Origin of the sequence: Kitasatospora sp. NPDC056138 (genome assembly GCF_042264695.1) — a bacterium.
GTDB lineage: Bacteria > Actinomycetota > Actinomycetes > Streptomycetales > Streptomycetaceae > Kitasatospora.
In genome coordinates, this window is sequence record NZ_JBHJVK010000039.1 from 1 (window position 1) to 16,561 (window position 16,561).

Annotated in this window: 13 protein-coding genes; 8 read left to right on the forward strand and 5 right to left on the reverse strand. The window is 72.4% G+C overall.

The features are described from left to right. Positions 1-538: 538 nt before the first annotated feature. Positions 539-988, forward strand: a complete 450-nt coding sequence (locus ACFC1R_RS22730; RefSeq protein WP_375941335.1) for a PTS glucose transporter subunit IIA — start codon at positions 539-541, stop codon at positions 986-988. A gap of 184 nt (positions 989-1,172) precedes the next feature. Then, the gene (gene ptsP, locus ACFC1R_RS22735; RefSeq protein WP_375941337.1) at positions 1,173-2,843 is read left to right on the forward strand and encodes a phosphoenolpyruvate--protein phosphotransferase; all 1,671 of its coding nucleotides are present in this window, start codon (positions 1,173-1,175) and stop codon (positions 2,841-2,843) included. A gap of 78 nt (positions 2,844-2,921) precedes the next feature. Here the strand turns inward: ptsP and ACFC1R_RS22740 are convergent, their stop codons facing one another. The 3 genes from ACFC1R_RS22740 to ACFC1R_RS22750 all read right to left on the reverse strand — a co-directional run bounded on the left by ACFC1R_RS22740 (position 2,922) and on the right by ACFC1R_RS22750 (position 6,785). Beyond that, positions 2,922-4,958: an acetoacetate--CoA ligase gene (locus ACFC1R_RS22740; protein ID WP_375941339.1), complete on the reverse strand. Its 2,037-nt coding sequence runs from the start codon at positions 4,956-4,958 to the stop codon at positions 2,922-2,924. A gap of 298 nt (positions 4,959-5,256) precedes the next feature. After that, complete coding sequence (locus tag ACFC1R_RS22745) at positions 5,257-5,814, reverse strand: NUDIX domain-containing protein (RefSeq protein WP_375941341.1); 558 nt, start codon at positions 5,812-5,814, stop codon at positions 5,257-5,259. After that, complete coding sequence (locus ACFC1R_RS22750; protein ID WP_375941343.1) at positions 5,811-6,785, reverse strand: NUDIX domain-containing protein; 975 nt, start codon at positions 6,783-6,785, stop codon at positions 5,811-5,813. Before ACFC1R_RS22750 ends, ACFC1R_RS22745 begins: the two co-directional genes overlap by 4 nt. 601 nt (positions 6,786-7,386) lie before the next feature. Between ACFC1R_RS22750 and mmuM the strand changes: the two genes are divergently transcribed. The 6 genes from mmuM (at position 7,387) to ACFC1R_RS22780 (ending at position 14,252) form a co-directional block, all read left to right on the forward strand. Next, on the forward strand, positions 7,387-8,328 hold the full coding sequence (gene mmuM, locus ACFC1R_RS22755; RefSeq protein ID WP_375941344.1) for a homocysteine S-methyltransferase: 942 nt from the start codon (positions 7,387-7,389) through the stop codon (positions 8,326-8,328). Positions 8,329-8,450: 122 nt separating this feature from the next. After that, positions 8,451-9,215 (forward strand): IclR family transcriptional regulator, encoded by a 765-nt coding sequence (locus tag ACFC1R_RS22760; protein ID WP_375941346.1) that lies wholly within the window; start codon positions 8,451-8,453, stop codon positions 9,213-9,215. A gap of 353 nt (positions 9,216-9,568) precedes the next feature. Continuing rightward, positions 9,569-10,288 (forward strand): MIP/aquaporin family protein, encoded by a 720-nt coding sequence (locus ACFC1R_RS22765; protein WP_375941348.1) that lies wholly within the window; start codon positions 9,569-9,571, stop codon positions 10,286-10,288. A 114-nt stretch (positions 10,289-10,402) separates the two neighbouring features. Continuing rightward, on the forward strand, positions 10,403-11,917 hold the full coding sequence (gene glpK / locus ACFC1R_RS22770) for a glycerol kinase GlpK (RefSeq protein WP_375941350.1): 1,515 nt from the start codon (positions 10,403-10,405) through the stop codon (positions 11,915-11,917). Between the two features lie 173 nt (positions 11,918-12,090). Beyond that, complete coding sequence (locus ACFC1R_RS22775; protein WP_375941352.1) at positions 12,091-13,686, forward strand: FAD-dependent oxidoreductase; 1,596 nt, start codon at positions 12,091-12,093, stop codon at positions 13,684-13,686. Positions 13,687-13,943: 257 nt separating this feature from the next. Continuing rightward, positions 13,944-14,252: a hypothetical protein gene (locus ACFC1R_RS22780; protein ID WP_375941354.1), complete on the forward strand. Its 309-nt coding sequence runs from the start codon at positions 13,944-13,946 to the stop codon at positions 14,250-14,252. A gap of 183 nt (positions 14,253-14,435) precedes the next feature. Here ACFC1R_RS22780 and ACFC1R_RS22785 read toward each other — a convergent pair whose 3' ends face one another. Both ACFC1R_RS22785 and ACFC1R_RS22790 read right to left on the reverse strand, forming a co-directional pair. Beyond that, a complete protein-coding gene (locus ACFC1R_RS22785; protein ID WP_375941460.1) occupies positions 14,436-15,782 on the reverse strand; it encodes a GntP family permease in 1,347 nt (448 codons plus the stop codon). Positions 15,783-15,986: 204 nt separating this feature from the next. Continuing rightward, positions 15,987-16,541, reverse strand: a complete 555-nt coding sequence (locus ACFC1R_RS22790) for a gluconokinase (RefSeq protein WP_375941356.1) — start codon at positions 16,539-16,541, stop codon at positions 15,987-15,989. Positions 16,542-16,561: the final 20 nt, after the last annotated feature.

Below are 16,561 nucleotides of genomic sequence, written 5' to 3' on the forward strand. Positions count from 1 at the left end.
TGACTTTTGGCACGCTGTTGAGTTCTCAAGGAACGGACGCTTCCTTCAGGCCGCCTTCCAGCGGGCCCTCCGGGCGCTTCGTTCTTTCGTGTTTCGAGCTTAGCAGATCCGTTTCCCCGGTGTTGACCAGGTGTTTACCGATCCGACTTGCTCTGTTCACCGCTGAAGCGCGGCGACCTGAGCAACGATAGCCCTTCCCGGCACCAGTGCCTAATCGAGGCGCGCACTGTCGCCCGATCGGACGCAGCAGGTCGGCCGCGGCCCTCGGCCGGCGCGATCGTCGAGGGCCACCTGCATGCCGTAGAGTGCGGCGCGTTGGCCAAGAGGACTAGACCACTTGGGCTCGCGGAGGCCGCCGACGCCAATGTGGCGGCGGTACTCGGGGGTGTGGCGCATGGCGTACGGCCAGTCAGACCCTGCCGGTGTCAGCCGCGAGACTCTTACGATATGTCCCAACTTGGCATGATTTAGGCTTCAGTCGATGTCTCCGTCGCTGCCCGCGGCGGCACGCTGTACTCCGTACTTGGGAGGCTCCACCATGACCACTGTGACCTCGCCGCTGGCCGGTCGCGCCGTCGGGCTCGTCAACGTGCCCGACCCCGTCTTCGCCGGTGCCATGGTGGGTCCCGGCACTGCGATCGACCCGGTCCGTGAGCCCACTGCCGCGGTGGCGCCGGTGGACGGTCTCGTGGTGTCGATGCACCCGCACGCGTTCGTGGTGATGGATGCGGACGGCCACGGTGTGCTGACCCACCTCGGTATCGACACCGTGCAGCTCAACGGTGAGGGCTTCGAGCTGCTGGTCAGCAAGGGCGACCAGGTCAAGCGCGGCCAGCCGGTCATCAAGTGGAACCCGGCGGCCGTCGAGGCGGCGGGCAAGTCTCCGATCTCACCGATCGTCGCGCTGGAGGCTTCGCTCGAGCAGCTCGGCGGCGTGGTCGAGAGCGGTGACGTCGCCGTCGGCGGCGAGCTGTTCACCTGGGACTGATCCCGGGTACATGCGCACCGTGCGCCGTCCCCCGCGTACTCGCGTGGGACGGCGCACCGCAGTATCGGGCCGCGGAGCGGCCACCACCCGTAGTGATCCCGAGACGGACGAGCCCGGCCCGGTCCCGACGAGTGCCACCAGGAGTGGCGAGCGGCCGGAGTGCGGGTGAAAGGAACCCAGGAAGATGGAACAGGCGCTGCGCGGTGTAGGTGTCAGCCATGGTGTCGCGATCGGCCAGGTCCGGCACATGGGTACTGCGGCCCTCGAACCGCCCGCGACCCAGGTCCCGGCCGAGGACGCGCCGCGTGAGCAGGCTCGCGCGCAGGCGGCCGTGGACGCCGTGGCGGCGGATCTGATCGCCCGCGGCAACCTGGCCGGCGGCGAGGCCCAGGCCGTGCTGGAGGCCCAGGCGTTGATGGCGCAGGACCCCGAGCTGATGGCCGACGTCAGCCGTCGGATCGCCGTCGGCAGCAGCGCTGAGCGCGGGGTGTACGACGCCTTCGCCGCCTACCGGGCGCTGCTGGCCGCGGCGGGTGACTACCTGGCCGGGCGGGTCGCCGACCTGGACGACGTCCGCAACCGGATCGTCGCCCGGCTGCTGGGCGTGCCGATGCCCGGTGTGCCGGACAGCGACGAGCCGTACGTGCTGTTCGCCCGGGACCTGGCGCCGGCCGACACCGCGCTGCTGGACCCGACGCTGGTGCTCGGGTTCGTGACCGAGGAGGGCGGGCCGACCAGCCACAGCGCCATCCTCGCGCGTGCCATGGGGGTGCCGGCCGTCGTCGCACTGCCGGGTGCGACCGAGCTGGCCGAGGGCGTCGTGGTGGCCGTGGACGGCAGCACCGGTGAGGTGCTGGTCGACCCGTCCGAGGATAAGCAGGACGAGCTGCGCCGGGCCGCCGCCGAACGGAAGGCCGCGCTGTCCGCTTCCTCCGGCCCGGGCCAGACCTCGGACGGGCACAAGGTACCGCTGCTCGCCAACGTCGGCGGTCCGGCCGACCTTCCGGCTGCGCTGGAGGCGGGCGCCGAGGGTGTGGGCCTGTTCCGCACCGAGTTCCTCTTCCTCGACGACTCGGCGAAGGCGCCGAGCGAGGAGAAGCAGATCGAGGCGTACCGGAAGGTGCTGGAGGCGTTCCCGGAGGGCCGGGTCGTGGTGCGGGTGCTGGACGCCGGCGCCGACAAGCCGCTGGACTTCCTCACCCCGGCCGACGAGCCGAACCCGGCACTGGGTGTGCGGGGTCTGCGCACCCTGCTGGACAACCCCGAGGTGCTGCAGAGCCAGCTGCGTGCGCTGGCCAGGGCGGCCGAGGGCCTGCCCGTACACCTCGAGGTGATGGCTCCGATGGTGGCGGACCGGGTGGACGCCAGGGCGTTCGCCGAGGCCTGCCGGGAGGCCGGTCTGTCGGCCAAGTTCGGTGCCATGGTGGAGATTCCGTCGGCCGCGCTGCGCGCCCGCTCGATCCTGCAGGAGGTCGAGTTCCTGTCGCTGGGGACCAACGACCTCGCGCAGTACACCTTCGCGGCCGACCGCCAGGTGGGCGCGCTGGCACGGCTGCAGGACCCGTGGCAGCCCGCGCTGCTCGACCTGGTCGCCGCTGCCGCCGATGCGGCTCGGGCCACCGGGAAGAGCTGTGGCGTCTGTGGGGAGGCCGCGTCCGACCCGCTGCTGGCCTGTGTGCTGACGGGTCTCGGGGTGACCAGCCTGTCGATGGGCGCGGCGTCGATCCCGTACGTGCGCAGCGCGTTGGCCAAGTACACGCTGGCGCAGTGCCAGCGGGCGGCGGAGGCGGCGCGGGCAGCCGACACCGCCGATGAGGCGCGGGCCGCGGCGCAGCAGGTGCTCTCCGGCGAGTGATGCGCCGGGAAGCGGTTCGAGGAGCATGACGAAGGGGCGCCCCCGCTGAGGGGCGCCCCTTCCGTGTCCGGGGACGGGTCAGGCCCGGCGCTCGCGGCCGAGGATCTCGAAGAAGCGCAGGTGGTCGAGGTTGTCGACGGAACCCGGGTTCACGGCCTGGTCGAGCGGGGTGCCGGAGAGCAGGCGCTTGACCGGGACCTCGATCCGCTTGCCGGTGAGGGTGTGCGGGAGACCCTTGACCGCGATCACCTCGTCGGGGACGTGGCGCGGGGAGAGCTGCTGGCGCAGTGTGGTCCGGATGCGGGTCCGCAGCGCGTCGTCGAGTGCGGCGCCGGGGGCGAGGACGACGAAGAGGGGCATCCAGTACCCGCCCTCGGGCTCCTCCAGGCCGATGACCAGGGACTCGGCGATCTCGGGCAGGCGCTCGACGACCTCGTAGATGTCGGAGGAGCCCATCCGGACGCCCTGGCGGTTGAGGGTGGAGTCGGAGCGTCCGTGGATGACGACCGTGCCGCGTTCGGTCACGGTGATCCAGTCGCCGTGGCGCCAGGTTCCCGGATACGTGTCGAAGTAACTGTCGTGGTAGCGCCGGCCGTCCGGGTCGTTCCAGAAGCCGGTGGGCATGGACGGTAGCGGCTTGGTGAGGACCAGTTCGCCGACCTGACCGGTGTGCGGGCGGCCCTGGACGTCCCAGGACTCGACGGCGGCACCGAGGCAGGGGGCCTGGATCTCGCCGAGGTACACCGGGAGGGTGGGGACACCGCCGACGAAGCAGCTGCAGACGTCGGTGCCGCCGCTGACGGAGGCGAGCCAGACGTCCTCCTTGACCTCGTCGTAGATCCACCGGAAGCCGTCGGGCGGGAGCGGGGAGCCGGTGGTGCCGATGCAGCGGACGGCGCTGAGGTCCAGGTCGCGGCCGGGGTGCAGCTCGGCCTTGCGGCTGGCGATCACGTAGGCGGCGGAGGTGCCGAGGACGGTGGCGCGGGTGCGGGCGGCGACGGACCAGAGGGCACCGGTGTCGGGGTGGCCCGGGCTGCCGTCGTAGGTGACGATCGTGGACCCGACGAGGAGGCCGGCGACGAGGAAGTTCCACATCATCCAGCCGGTGGAGGTGTACCAGAGGAAGCGGTCCTCCGGTCCGAGGTCGAGGTGCAGGGCGGCCTGCTTGAGGTGTTCGACCAGGATGCCGCCCTGGCTCTGCACGATGGCCTTGGGGAGGCCGGTGGTACCGGAGGAGTAGAGCACCCAGAGCGGGTGGTCGAAGGGCACCTGCTCGAAGACCGGCTCGGTGTCGGCGGCGACCAGGTCGTCCCACTGGAGGGCGCCCTCGGGGGCGGGGGCGCCGAGCAGCGGGACGTGGACGACGGCGCGCAGGGTGGGGAGTTCACGGCGCAGCTCGGCGACGACCTCGGTGCGGTCGTGGTCCTTGCCGCCGTAGTGGTAGCCGTCGACGGCGAAGAGGACGACGGGCTCGATCTGCTGGAGGCGGTCGAGGACGCTGCGGGCCCCGAAGTCGGGGGCGCAGGACGTCCAGACGGCGCCGACGGCCGCGGTGGCGAGCAGGGCGACGACGGCCTGCGGGATGTTGGGCAGGTACGCGCCGACGCGGTCGCCGGGGCCGACGCCCTGGGCGCGGAGGGCCTCGGCGAGGGAGCCGACCTGGCGGCGCAGCTCGGCCCAACTCAGTGCGGTGGGCTGCTCGGTGGTCTCGTCGAGGTGGAGGATCGCGGGCCGGTCGGCGTGCGCCGCCCGCTCCCCGTCCGGGGTGGACTCGCCGTGACGCAGGACGTGCTCGGCGTAGTTGAGGCGGGCGCCGGGGAACCAGCGGGCACCGGGCATGGACTGGTCGGTGAGGACGGCCTCGGGCGTGGTGGAGAAGCGGACGTCGAACCACTGGGTGACGGCCGTCCAGAAGCGCTCCACGTCCTCGGTGGACCAGTTGTGCAGGGCGGCGTAGCGGGCGGCGGCCTGGTCGTCGTCCGTGGCGGGCGCGAGGGGGGCGGCCGGGGCGCCGTGGTGCTCGGCGGCCCAGGTCTGGAAGGCCACCAGCTGGGTGGCGGCTGCGCGAGCGGGGGCGGGCCGCCAGAGCGGCTGTTCCTGGATGGGGGTGCTCACGGTGGTGGTCTCCCGGCCGGAGGTGGGGACGGGGGTGCTTGTGGCGGATCCCGTCCGACTGGCACTGACGTGCAGACCATGCCATGTGATCGTCGGCTGCGCCAGGGTCTCCCGGCGAGGAGCGCTGACTCTCCGGCCGGATCGGCGGCGGCAGGACGACGGGACGAGCGGTCGCAACACTCCGGGACCGGCGGGCAGCGGTGCGCCGGGACCGGCGGTGGCGGTGCGCCGGGACCGGCGGTGGCGGTGCGCCGGGACCGGCGGTGGCGGTGCGCCGTGTGGCCCGGCACGGGTCTGGTCAGAGGTGGGCGTACGCGCCTTGGAACCAGGCGGTAGACACCCGGGTGTGGAAGGGGAAGGCGAGCTGGATCGGTGCGGGGATCAGCTGCCAGCCGTCCGTCTCGTCGGTCGGCTTCGAGGGGGGAAGGTCGGCGAGGTCGCGGGCGGGCAGCAGACCGAAGAGGCAGAGGAAGCCGCCGGCCCGGTCGGAGTCGGTGGCGACCAGGGTGATCTCCTCGGCCTCGGCCTCGATGCCCGTCTCCTCGCGGAGCTCGCGCACGCACGCCTGCTGCCAGCTCTCGCCGTAGTCGACGTAACCACCGGGCAGGGCGAGCTTGCCGTAACCGGGCTCGATGGTGCGGCGGATGACCGTCAGCGCCTGACCGTCGGGGGTGGTGACGGGGAGCAGGGTGACCACGACGGGCAGCGGATTGCGGTAGCTGATCTCGCCGCAGCCCGGGCAGGTGCGGGGCCAGGCGACGGTGCCGTCCGGGTAGGCCGTACCGCACCAGTGGCAGTGCGTACCCGGGCCGTGGGGCCGGCGCTCGGCGGGGTGATCGGCCGGATGAGTGGTCATGGGGTGGATGGTAGTGGCCGGGAGAACGCCGGGGAGCCGGGACCGGGAGGTTCGCTCTCGCGGGTGGGGCGGAGCAGCGGCGGGTGGAGGACCTGGGCGTCACCGGGGCGGTAGCAGCGGGCCTTGGGGCCGCCGCGGGCTCCGCCGCGGTCCGCCGTGGAGCCGGTGCCCTCGACGAAGCCGGGGACGGAGAGGACCTTCCGGTGGAAGTTGCCCGGGTGGAGCTTCTCGTCCCAGACCGCCTCGTAGACGGCGCGCAGCTCGGGGATGGTGAAGTCGTGGCCGAGGAAGGCGGTGGCCAGGGGGCTGTACTCGAGCTTGGCGCGGGCGCGGTCGAGGCCGTCGGCGACTATTCGGGCGTGGTCGAAGGCGAGCGTGGTGACGGCGCCGTGCCCGGTGGGATCGGCTGGCTGGGCGCTCGCGGTCGCCCGGGGCGACTCCTGGGTGGGCCGGGCCCCGGTCCGTCCGCCGACGCCACCCCCGTGGGCCTCGGCGGACGGGCCGGAGGCCCGGTTGGCAGCGAGGTCGAGGGAGTCGACCCGGTGCCATGCGGCGGATGCCGCGTCGGTGCCGGCCTCAAGGGCCGGTAGATCAGGGGCGAAGGCCAGGTACGCCACCGAGACCACGTGCATCCGTGGATCACGGCCCGGGTCTCCGTACGTGCCGAGCTGTTCCAGGTGGATTCGACCGAGTGCCGTGCTCGGATCGCTGCCGAGCCGCAGGCCCGCCTCCTCGGCGAGCTCGCGGACCGCAGCCTCCGCCAAGGTCTCCTGACCTACGCGGAGGAAACCGCCCGGCAGCGCCCAGCGACCCCGGTGGGGCGGCTCGCCGCGCCGGACGAGCAGGACGTGCAGCCTGCCCTGACAGAGCGTCAGCGCGACCACGTCGACGGTGACGGCGATCGGCGCGTGGGCGCACGGCTGGTGGGCCGTCGGCCATTGCTGATCTGTGGTCACTGGTGGCGTGGCCATACCGCACCTCCCCCCGAGGAACCGGTCGTTCTCCAGCTGAGCAGAACCTAGCGCATGCCTCTGACAACCGGCCAACCATTTTTGACCTGCGGCGCGGTGGGGACGGGAGGGCGGATACAGGGGTGGTGCCGACTGTTCGGCACGGCGAGGCGCGGCGCGGCGGAGGGGGCGGCAGGGAGGGGCCGGGACAGGCGGTGAAGAAGAGGCGACCGACCGCACGACGAGGGGCAGCAGCGGACGGGCGCAGGCGCAGCGCGAACGGAACAGACTGCGGCAGGGCCGGGCGGGGGCAGGTGGCGCGGAGGAGATCGCGGCTGTACGGCGGTGGGAGTGGGGTGAGTCGTCCGCGGGACGGGGCCGGGAGGGAGGGCTCGGTCGTCCGGGTGTGGCGGCGGGAGGTGTGGGTGCTGGGCGGACGGGCTGTGGGGTGGGGTCGGGGCCTGTGGATGGGCCTGGGTGGGCGGGTGCGGCGCGCCTGGGTGGTGGGGGCGGGGTGACGGGTGTACGGAGGGGTGGGGTCTCGACGGGTGGGCCTGGTGAGTGGGGCTGACCTGGGGCGTCCTAGAGTGCAGGCACCAGTCGGCACCGTCAGGAGGAATTCGTGTCCGCCACTCCCCCCGTCCGGTCGGGCGGCTTTGCCGAGGCGCTGGCCGCCGGTCCGCTGGTGCTCGACGGAGGGCTGTCGAACCAGTTGGCGGACGCCGGGCACGACCTGTCGGACGAGTTGTGGTCGGCGCGGCTGCTGGCGGACGATCCGGCGGCGATCGTCCGTGCCCACCTCGGGTACTACCGGGCGGGCGCGAGCGTGGCGATCACGGCCAGCTACCAGGCGAGTTTCGAGGGTTTCGCCCGGCGCGGGGCCGGCCGCGCGGAGGCGGCGCGGCTGCTGGGCCGGAGCGTCGAGCTGGCACGGGAGGCCGCACGGCTGGCCGAGGTGGAGCGGCCGTTGTGGGTGGCGGCCTCGGTGGGGCCGTACGGGGCGGTGCTGGCGGACGGTTCGGAGTACCGGGGCCGGTACGGGTTGAGCGTGGCCGAGCTGGCGGCGTTCCACCGGCCCCGGCTGGAGGCGCTGGCGGCGGCCGGTCCCGATGTGCTGGCGGTCGAGACGGTCCCGGACACCGACGAGGCCGAGGCGGTGCTCGGTCTGCTCGGCGCGGTCGGGGTGCCCGCGTGGCTGTCGTTCAGTGTCGAGGGCGAGCGGACCAGGGCCGGGCAGCCGTTGGCGGAGGCGTTCGCGCTGGCGGCCGAGGTGCCCGAGGTACTGGCGGTGGGCGTGAACTGCTGCACTCCGCAGGACGCGGACCTGGCGGTGCGGATCGCCGCCGAGGTGAGCGGCAAGCCGGTGGTGGTGTACCCGAACAGCGGAGAGCGCTGGGTCGACGGCGGCTGGCAGGACGGGCCGACCTTCGCTGCGGCGGGCGGGGACCGGGAGCGGGTGGCGGGCTGGCTGGCCGACGGCGCCCGGCTGGTCGGGGGTTGCTGCCGGGTCGGCGAGGCGCAGATCTCGGGGCTCGCGGAGGCCGTACGCGCCCTCCGGGGCTGACTGCACACCCGGTGAAGCTGACAGCAACTCCGGGGAAACGTGCACGCCCGGCCGTTGGCCTGGCAGACTCATGGCGATACCACTCGGTCGACAATGTCGACCGCCTGTCAGCGGAGGTGTACATGCCCGGCCCGATCCAGTCGCTCTCCCGGGCCGCCGCGATCATGCGCCTGCTGGCCGGCGGTGAGCGTCGGCTCGGCCTGTCCGAGGTGGCCACGGCGCTCGATCTGGCCAAGGGGACCGCACACGGGATCCTGCGCACCCTGCAGCAGGAGGGCTTCGTCGAGCAGGACCCGGAGAGCGGGAAGTACCAGCTGGGCGCGGAGCTGCTGCGGCTGGGCCAGAGCTACCTGGACGTGCACGAGCTGCGCGCCCGCGCCCTGGTCTGGGCCGACGACCTCGCCCGGGCGGCCGGCGAGACGGTCTACCTCGGGGTGCTGCACCAGCAGGGCGTGCTGATCGTCCACCACGTGTTCCGCCCCGACGACACCCGGCAGGTGCTGGAGGTCGGCTCGATGCAGCCGCTGCACAGCACCGCGCTGGGCAAGGTGCTGATGGCGTACGACCCGGTCGCACGCGGGGAGTTGGGCGAGGCGCCGCTGGAGGCGTACACCTCGCGGACGCTGACCGAGCTCGGCGACATCGACGCCGAGTGCGCGCTGATCCGGGAGCGCGGCTGGGCGGACGCCATCGAGGAGACCTGGGAGGGGGTGGCCTCGATCGGCGCGCTGATCCAGGACCGACGGCGCAACCCGGTGGGCGCGGTGTGCATCAGCGGCGCGGTGGAACGGGTCTGCGAGGACGGTTTCGTGCGCCCCTCACTGGTCGCCTCGGTGCGCAGCGCCGCGCGGGCGATCTCCCGGGACCTGGGCGCCGGTCGCTTCTGACCCCCGCCCCTCACAGCGCGTCGAAGCGCGGACAGGCCGAAGCCTGTCCGCGCTTCGGCGTTCTGCCGCGTTTTCGCACCGTTTCGGGGGCGTTTCCGCGAGTGTCAGCCGATCACAGCGAGTGATGGATCACAGGAGTGTCACCCTCCCTTGACGTAGGGGCGATGCGGGGGGGAAGCTCTCCGCATGACGGTCGACATTGTCGAACGGCGTCCGGATAGAACCGGAACGCCACCGTCGGGGTGCGACCCGGGGACGGGACGCACCCGCCCCGTCGCGGACTCCCCCACCGCGACGCGCCCTCCCCCACCTGCTCCGGGCAAAACGGACGCCATACGGACAAAGGAGTCTTAGTGTCCGCCTTCTCCAACGGCGACATCTTCGTCGGCGAAACCCTCGGCACTGCCGCCCTGATACTCCTCGGCGGCGGCGTGTGCGCCGCCGTCACGCTGAAGAAGTCCAAGGCCGTCAACGCCGGTTGGCTGGCCATCACCTTCGGCTGGGGCTTCGCGGTCCTGATCGCCGCATACATGGTCGCCCCCAAGTCCGGTGCGCACCTGAACCCGGCCGTCACCCTGGCCCTCGCCGTCGACAGCGGCGACTGGAGCAAGGTGCCGGTCTACCTCGGCTCCCAGCTGCTCGGCGCGATGATCGGCGCCGTGCTGGTGTGGCTCACCTACCTCGGCCAGTTCCAGGCCAACGAGGAGCCGACGCTCGGCATCTTCTCGACCGGTCCCGAGATCCGGAACCCGATCCAGAACCTGCTCACCGAGATCATCGCCACCATGGTGCTGTGCATGGCGATCCTCACCCAGGGCCTGACCAAGGGCCTCGGCGAGTCCGGCACGGGCGTGCTCATCACCGCCTTCGTCGTGGTCGGCATCGGCCTCTCGCTCGGCGGCCCGACCGGCTACGCCATCAACCCGGTCCGCGACCTCGGCCCGCGCATCGTGCACTCGCTGCTGCCGATCCCCAACAAGGGCGGCTCGGACTGGTCGTACGCCTGGATCCCGGTGGTCGGTCCGGTCGTCGGCGGCCTGCTGGCCGGCGCGCTCTACCACGTCGCGTTCTGACAGAGCCTTCCGAGACACTCCGGGGTTTGCCCCGCACCTACCGGCGGGGACTGAGACTGCGTCACACGCACCGGCCCCGCTCCACCCGAATCTCCCACTGAGCCGAGGACCTTCATGACTGCCAACTACGTCGCCGCGATCGACCAGGGCACCACCTCCAGCCGCTGCATCATCTTCGGTGCCGACGGCCGGATCGTCGCCGTCGACCAGCAGGAGCACCGCCAGATCTTCCCGCAGCCGGGCTGGGTCGAGCACGACGCCGCCGAGATCTGGACCCGGGTCCAGTCCGTGGTCCGGGGCGCGCTGGAGAAGGCCGGTCTGACCAAGGACGACATCCGCGCGATCGGTATCACCAACCAGCGCGAGACCACCGTCCTGTGGGACAAGAACACCGGCGAGCCCGTGCACAACGCACTGGTCTGGCAGGACACCCGGACCGAGGCGCTCTGCCGCGAGCTGGGCCGCAACGTCGGGCAGGACCGCTTCCGCCGCGAGACCGGCCTCCCGCTGGCCAGCTACTTCGCCGGCCCGAAGATCCGCTGGCTGCTGGACAACGTCGAGGGCCTGCGTGAGCGCGCCGAGGCCGGCGACATCCTGTTCGGCACCATGGACACCTGGGTCATCTGGAACCTCACCGGTGGTGTCAACGGCGGCAAGCACGTCACGGACGTCACCAACGCCAGCCGCACCATGCTGATGAACCTGCAGAGCCTGGAGTGGGACGAGAAGATCGCCCAGTCCATGGAGGTGCCGATGGAGGTGCTGCCGGAGATCCGCTCCTCCGCCGAGGTCTACGGCCACGCCGTCGGCGACCTGGAGGGCGTCCCGGTCGCCTCCGCGCTCGGCGACCAGCAGGCCGCGCTGTTCGGCCAGACCTGCTTCGACGAGGGCGAGGCCAAGTCCACCTACGGCACCGGCACCTTCCTGCTGCTGAACACCGGCGAGAAGATCGTCAACTCCTACCACGGCCTGCTGACCACCGTCGGCTACCGGATCGGCGACCAGGCTCCGGTCTACGCCCTGGAAGGCTCGATCGCCGTCACCGGCTCACTGGTGCAGTGGCTGCGCGACCAGCTCGGCATCATCTCCACCGCCGCCGAGATCGAGACCCTCGCCAACACGGTCGAGGACAACGGCGGCGCCTACTTCGTCCCGGCCTTCTCCGGCCTGTTCGCCCCGTACTGGCGCTCCGACGCCCGCGGCGTGATCGCCGGTCTCACCCGGTACGTCACCAAGGGCCACCTAGCCCGCGCCGTCCTGGAGGCCACCGCCTGGCAGACCCGCGAGGTCGTCGACGCGATGGAGAAGGACTCCGGGGTCGAGCTCACCGCCCTCAAGGTCGACGGCGGCATGACCTCCAACAACCTGCTCATGCAGAACATCGCGGACGTCCTGAACGTCCCGGTCGAGCGCCCGTACGTGGCCGAGACCACCGCGCTCGGCGCAGCCTACGCGGCCGGCCTCGCGGTCGGCTTCTGGCCGGACCTGGACACCCTGCGGGCCAACTGGCACCGCGCCGCCGAGTGGACGCCGCGCATGGACGAAGCCACCCGCGAGCGTGAGTACAAGAAGTGGCTCAAGGCCGTGGAGCGCACCATGGGTTGGGTGGAGGAAGACGAGCAGAACTGACCTGAGCCGGTCGGGGCCCGCAGCCCCGACCGGCCGTCGTCGCTTCGTTCGAAGCGTCGTTTGAAGGGATCCGGCCCTGACCAGAGGGCCGGTCCCCCGGTCTCCCAGCAGAGGCCGAACCGCACACCGAGAGGAGACACGGCGCCGCCCGCACCGTGCGCCGTACACACACCATGGCAACCATCCCGACCCTGGGCGCCGAGCGCACCGCCGGACGCACCGCCTCCCGCGCCGAGACCCGCGAGCTGCTGGGCAAGGCGACCTACGACCTGCTGGTGATCGGCGGCGGCATCCTCGGCACGGCCGTGGCCTGGACCGCCTCGCAGGCGGGCCTGAAGGTCGCCATGGTGGACGCGGGCGACTTCGCCGGTGCCACCTCCAGCGCCTCCTCCAAGCTGGTCCACGGCGGTCTGCGCTACCTGCAGACCGGCGCGGTCAAGCTGGTCGCCGAGAACCACAAGGAGCGCCGGGCGCTCGCCACCGACGTGGCGCCGCACCTGGTCAACCCGCTGACCTTCTTCGTCCCCGTCTACAAGGGCGGCCCGCACGGCGCCACCAAGCTCGGCGCGGGCGTCTTCCTGTACTCCGCGCTGTCCGCCTTCCGCGACGGCATGGGCCGGGTCTCCACCGCCGCGCACGCCGCGCAGCAGGTGCCCGCGCTGCGCACCGAGGGCCTGCGCTCGGTCGCGGTCTACGGCGACCACCAGATGAACGACTCGCGCGTGGCCGTGATGACGGTGCGCGCCGCCGTCGACGCGGGCGCCGTGGTGCTCAACCACGCCGAGGTCACCGGCCTGCGCTTCACCGGCGGCCGGGTCACCGGCGCCGACCTCAAGGACCGCCTGGACGGCACCGAGTTCGGTGTCGACGCCCGGCTGGTGCTGAACGCGACCGGCCCGTGGGTCGACCACCTGCGCAAGATGGAGGACGCGGGCGCCGCGCCCAGCATCCGGCTCTCCAAGGGCGCGCACGTCGTGGTCAAGCGCCGCACCCCGTGGCGCGCCGCGCTGACCATCCCGATCGACAAGTACCGCGTCTCCTTCGCCATCCCGTGGGAGGACCACGTCCTGCTCGGCACCACGGACGAGGAGTACACCGGCGACCCGCTCGACGTGCGTGCCACCGAGGCCGACATCGACCAGATCATGGGCGAGGCGGCGCACGCGATCCGCGACGAGCACCTCGACCGCGACCTGATCACCTACTCCTTCGCCGGCCTGCGCGTGCTCCCCGGCGGCCCCGGCGACACCGCCGCCGCCAAGCGCGAGACGGTCGTCACCGAGGGCCGGGGCGGCATGCTCTCGGTCGCCGGCGGCAAGTGGACCACCTACCGCCACATCGGCCGCACCGTGCTGGAGAAGCTGGCGCACGTCTCCGGCACCGGCCTGGCCGAGGACATGTCGCCGATCGCCCGGACCGTTCCGCTGCCCGGTGTCGGCACGCCGAACGCCGTCGCGCACCGCCTGCTGATCGACCGCGAGCCCGGCTCGCGGATGCAGCCGCTGGTCGCCAAGCACCTGGCCAGCCACTACGGCACGCTCTCCTTCGAGATCGCGCACCTGATCGCCGAGAACCCCGAGCTGGGCCGGCCGATCCACGAGGACGGCCCGGACATCTGGGCCCAGGTCGCCTACGCCGCCGACAGCGAGTGGGCCTACACGGCGGACGACGTGCTGCGCCGCCGCACCACGATGACCGTGCGCGGCCTGGACACCCCCGAGATCCGGGAGCAGGTGGAGACCTTCCTCTCGAAGCGCCGCCAGGGCTGAATCCGGCAGGGACCAGCCGCTGACGGCAGGGCGGGCACCCGGGGGTGGGTGCCCGCCCTTCGGCATGTCCGGGGCCTTCGCGTGCCCGGGGCCCGTCGGGGCCGCCGACGGGGGCGGCCCCATGTCGGATGATCCGAGTACCGCTCCGGACGGTTGGCACGCCCGCCGGTCGGGCAGCACGTCACCGATCGTCGGCGGCAGCGGGACGGACGGCAGCGGCCGGACGTCGGCGGCCGGCAGGGGGGAGGAGACGGACGATGGCACGTTTCAACGCCGACGCGGCCCGCGCGCAGCGGCTGGAGGCACTCGGCGGGCGCTGGGAGTTCGAGGTGGACGGCGAGGTGTTCACCCTGCCGGCCGAACTGCCGAGAACCGCCGCGCAGCAGCTCGCCCGGCTGGACGGTTCGGATCCCGACGGCCTGCTGCGGCTGCTGCTCGGGGACCGTCAGTTCGACCGGCTGGGGCGGCACGGGATCAGCGTGCAGGACGTCACCGCGATCCTGTCGGCCCACGGCGCGGAGACCGGTATGAGCCTGGGGGAATCCAAGGCCTCGACGCGCTCCTGAACGAGCACGCCGAGGCCATCGAGGCGGATCTGTTGCGTTACTACCGGCTGGACCTGCTGGACTACCACCGCGGGGCGATGTCGGCGCGGCGGCTTCGGGTACTGCTCCAGCACCTGCCCGGGGAGAGTGCGCTGGGCCGGGCGTTGCGCGCCTCCCCGGCGGCGCCGCCCGAACGGCACGCGGCTAGACGACCAGGCTCAGCGGGAGGATGAGGGCGATGGCGACCACCGAGATCACCGTCTCCATGATCGACCAGGACTTCAGCGTCTGCCCGACGCTCATCCCGAAGTACTCCTTGACCAGCCAGAACCCGGCGTCGTTGACGTGCGAGAAGAAGAGCGAGCCGGCGCCGATGGCGAGCACCAGCAGCGCCGCGTGGGTGCTGGACATGTCGGCCGCGAGCGGGGCGACGATACCGGCGGCGGTGATGGTGGCGACGGTGGCCGAGCCGGTGGCGAGGCGGATCAGAACGGCGATCAGCCAGCCGAGCAGCAGCGCGGGGATGTGCCACTTTGCGGACCACTCGCTGACCGCGTTACCGACGCCGACGTCGATCAGGGTCTGCTTGAAGCCGCCGCCCGCGCCGACGATGAAGACGATGCCCGCGATCGGGCCGAGCGACTTCTCGACGGTGGTCGAGATCCGGGCCCGGTCGAAGCCCGCCGCCCGGCCGAGGGTCAGCATGCCCAGCAGTACGGCGGCCAGCAGGGCGATCAGCGGCGAGCCGACGAAGTCCAGGACGCGCTGGACACCGGCCTTGGGATCGTCGACCACCACGTCGGCGAGGGCCTTGCCGAGCATCAGCACGACGGGCAGCAGGATGGTGGCGAGCACCGCGCCGAACCGCGGGGTGCGCTCGGGGCGCTCGCCGACGACCGGAGCGGTCTCGGCCGGGAGGGCCAGCGGACCGACCCAGCGCTCGGCGAGCCGGGCGAACAGCGGCCCGGCGATGACCAGGGTCGGTACGGCGATCAGCAGACCGAGAGCGAGGGTCACGCCGAGGTCCGCCTTCAGCGCGTCGACGGCGACCAGCGGGCCCGGGTGCGGCGGCACCAGGCCGTGCAGCACGGAGAGTCCGGCCAGCGCCGGGATGCCGATCCGCATCAGCGGCACGCTCGCCCCGTAGGTCAGCGGGGACCGCCGGGCGACCAGCAGCACGATCGGGACCAGCAGCACCACGCCGACCTCGAAGAACAGCGGCAGCCCCAGGACCGCCGCGATCAGCGCCATCGACCAGGGCAGCATCCGCCGGCTGGAGCGGGCCAGCACGGTGTCGGCGATGATGTTCGCCCCGCCCGAGTCGGCGAGCAGCTTGCCGAGCATCGCCCCCAGCCCGATCAGCAGGCCGACACCGCTCACGGTGGCGCCGAAGCCGGTGACGAAGCTGCTGGTCAGCTTGTCGAAGGGGGCGCCGGCCACGGCGGCGAGCACGCCGGAACCGATGGTCAGGGCGAGGAAGGGGTGCAGCTTCAGCTTGGTGATCAGCAGCACGATCACGCCGATGCCGAGCAGCACGGCCGTCAGCAGCAGCCCGTCGCTGTCGGTGTGCGGGAGGGCCGGTGGGGCGGCCGCGAGGAGGGTGGGGGTCACGCGAAGTCTCCATTGACTGGCCGCACTCCGCCCCGGACCGGCGGACGCGCCGCCGCCGAAAGCGATCGGCGGCGAGCGACCGGGAACGAGGGAGTGCGGGGGCGAAGAGTGCCGGACGGGCCCCGGGAGGAGTCCCGAGGAGGCTCAGGAAGGCCCGGAGGTGAGCGGGCGAACCGCGGCTGCGGCCATCTCGACGAGTTCTGCGGGGGTGTGGACGACGTCCAGTACGACACCGTGCTCGTCCGGCTGGAGCGGTTCGAGGGTGGCGTACTGGGAGTCGAGCAGCGAGGGCGGCATGAAGTGGCCGGTGCGCTGGGCGAGGCGGTCCTCGATCAGGCCGTGTCCCCCGCTGAGGTGCAGGAAGAACGCGTCCGGGCAGCCGGTGCGCAGGATGTCGCGGTACTGCCGCTTGAGCGCCGAGCAGGTGACCACGCCGCCCGTCCCGGCCTCGGCGCGTTCGCCGAGCCAGCCGGCGAGGGCGCGCAGCCACGGGCGGCGGTCCTCGTCGTCCAGCGGGATGCCCGCCGTCATCTTGGCGATGTTGGCGGGCGGGTGGAAGTCGTCGGCCTCGACGTGGGGGAGGTCGAGCCGCTCGGCCAGCAGCCGGGCGACGGTGGTCTTCCCGACCCCGGAGACGCCCATGACGACCACGATGGGCCGGTGGGCGGTCGGGTGCTGGTTCTCGACGTTGAGAGCCATGGGGTGGTGCTCCTGTTCTG

Excerpts from the sequence above, each read along its gene's own strand:
- ACFC1R_RS22730 (WP_375941335.1), top strand. The coding sequence starts at position 539 with ATGACCACTGTGACCTCGCCGCTGGCCGGTCGCGCCGTCGGGCTCGTC.
- ACFC1R_RS22745 (WP_375941341.1), bottom strand. The coding sequence starts at position 5,814 with ATGACCACTCATCCGGCCGATCACCCCGCCGAGCGCCGGCCCCACGGC.
- ACFC1R_RS22760 (WP_375941346.1), top strand. The coding sequence starts at position 8,451 with ATGCCCGGCCCGATCCAGTCGCTCTCCCGGGCCGCCGCGATCATGCGC.
- glpK (WP_375941350.1), top strand. The coding sequence starts at position 10,403 with ATGACTGCCAACTACGTCGCCGCGATCGACCAGGGCACCACCTCCAGC.
- ACFC1R_RS22750 (WP_375941343.1), bottom strand. The coding sequence starts at position 6,785 with ATGGCCACGCCACCAGTGACCACAGATCAGCAATGGCCGACGGCCCAC.
- ACFC1R_RS22780 (WP_375941354.1), top strand. The coding sequence starts at position 13,944 with ATGGCACGTTTCAACGCCGACGCGGCCCGCGCGCAGCGGCTGGAGGCA.
- ACFC1R_RS22790 (WP_375941356.1), bottom strand. The coding sequence starts at position 16,541 with ATGGCTCTCAACGTCGAGAACCAGCACCCGACCGCCCACCGGCCCATC.
- ptsP (WP_375941337.1), top strand. The coding sequence starts at position 1,173 with ATGGAACAGGCGCTGCGCGGTGTAGGTGTCAGCCATGGTGTCGCGATC.
- ACFC1R_RS22775 (WP_375941352.1), top strand. The coding sequence starts at position 12,091 with ATGGCAACCATCCCGACCCTGGGCGCCGAGCGCACCGCCGGACGCACC.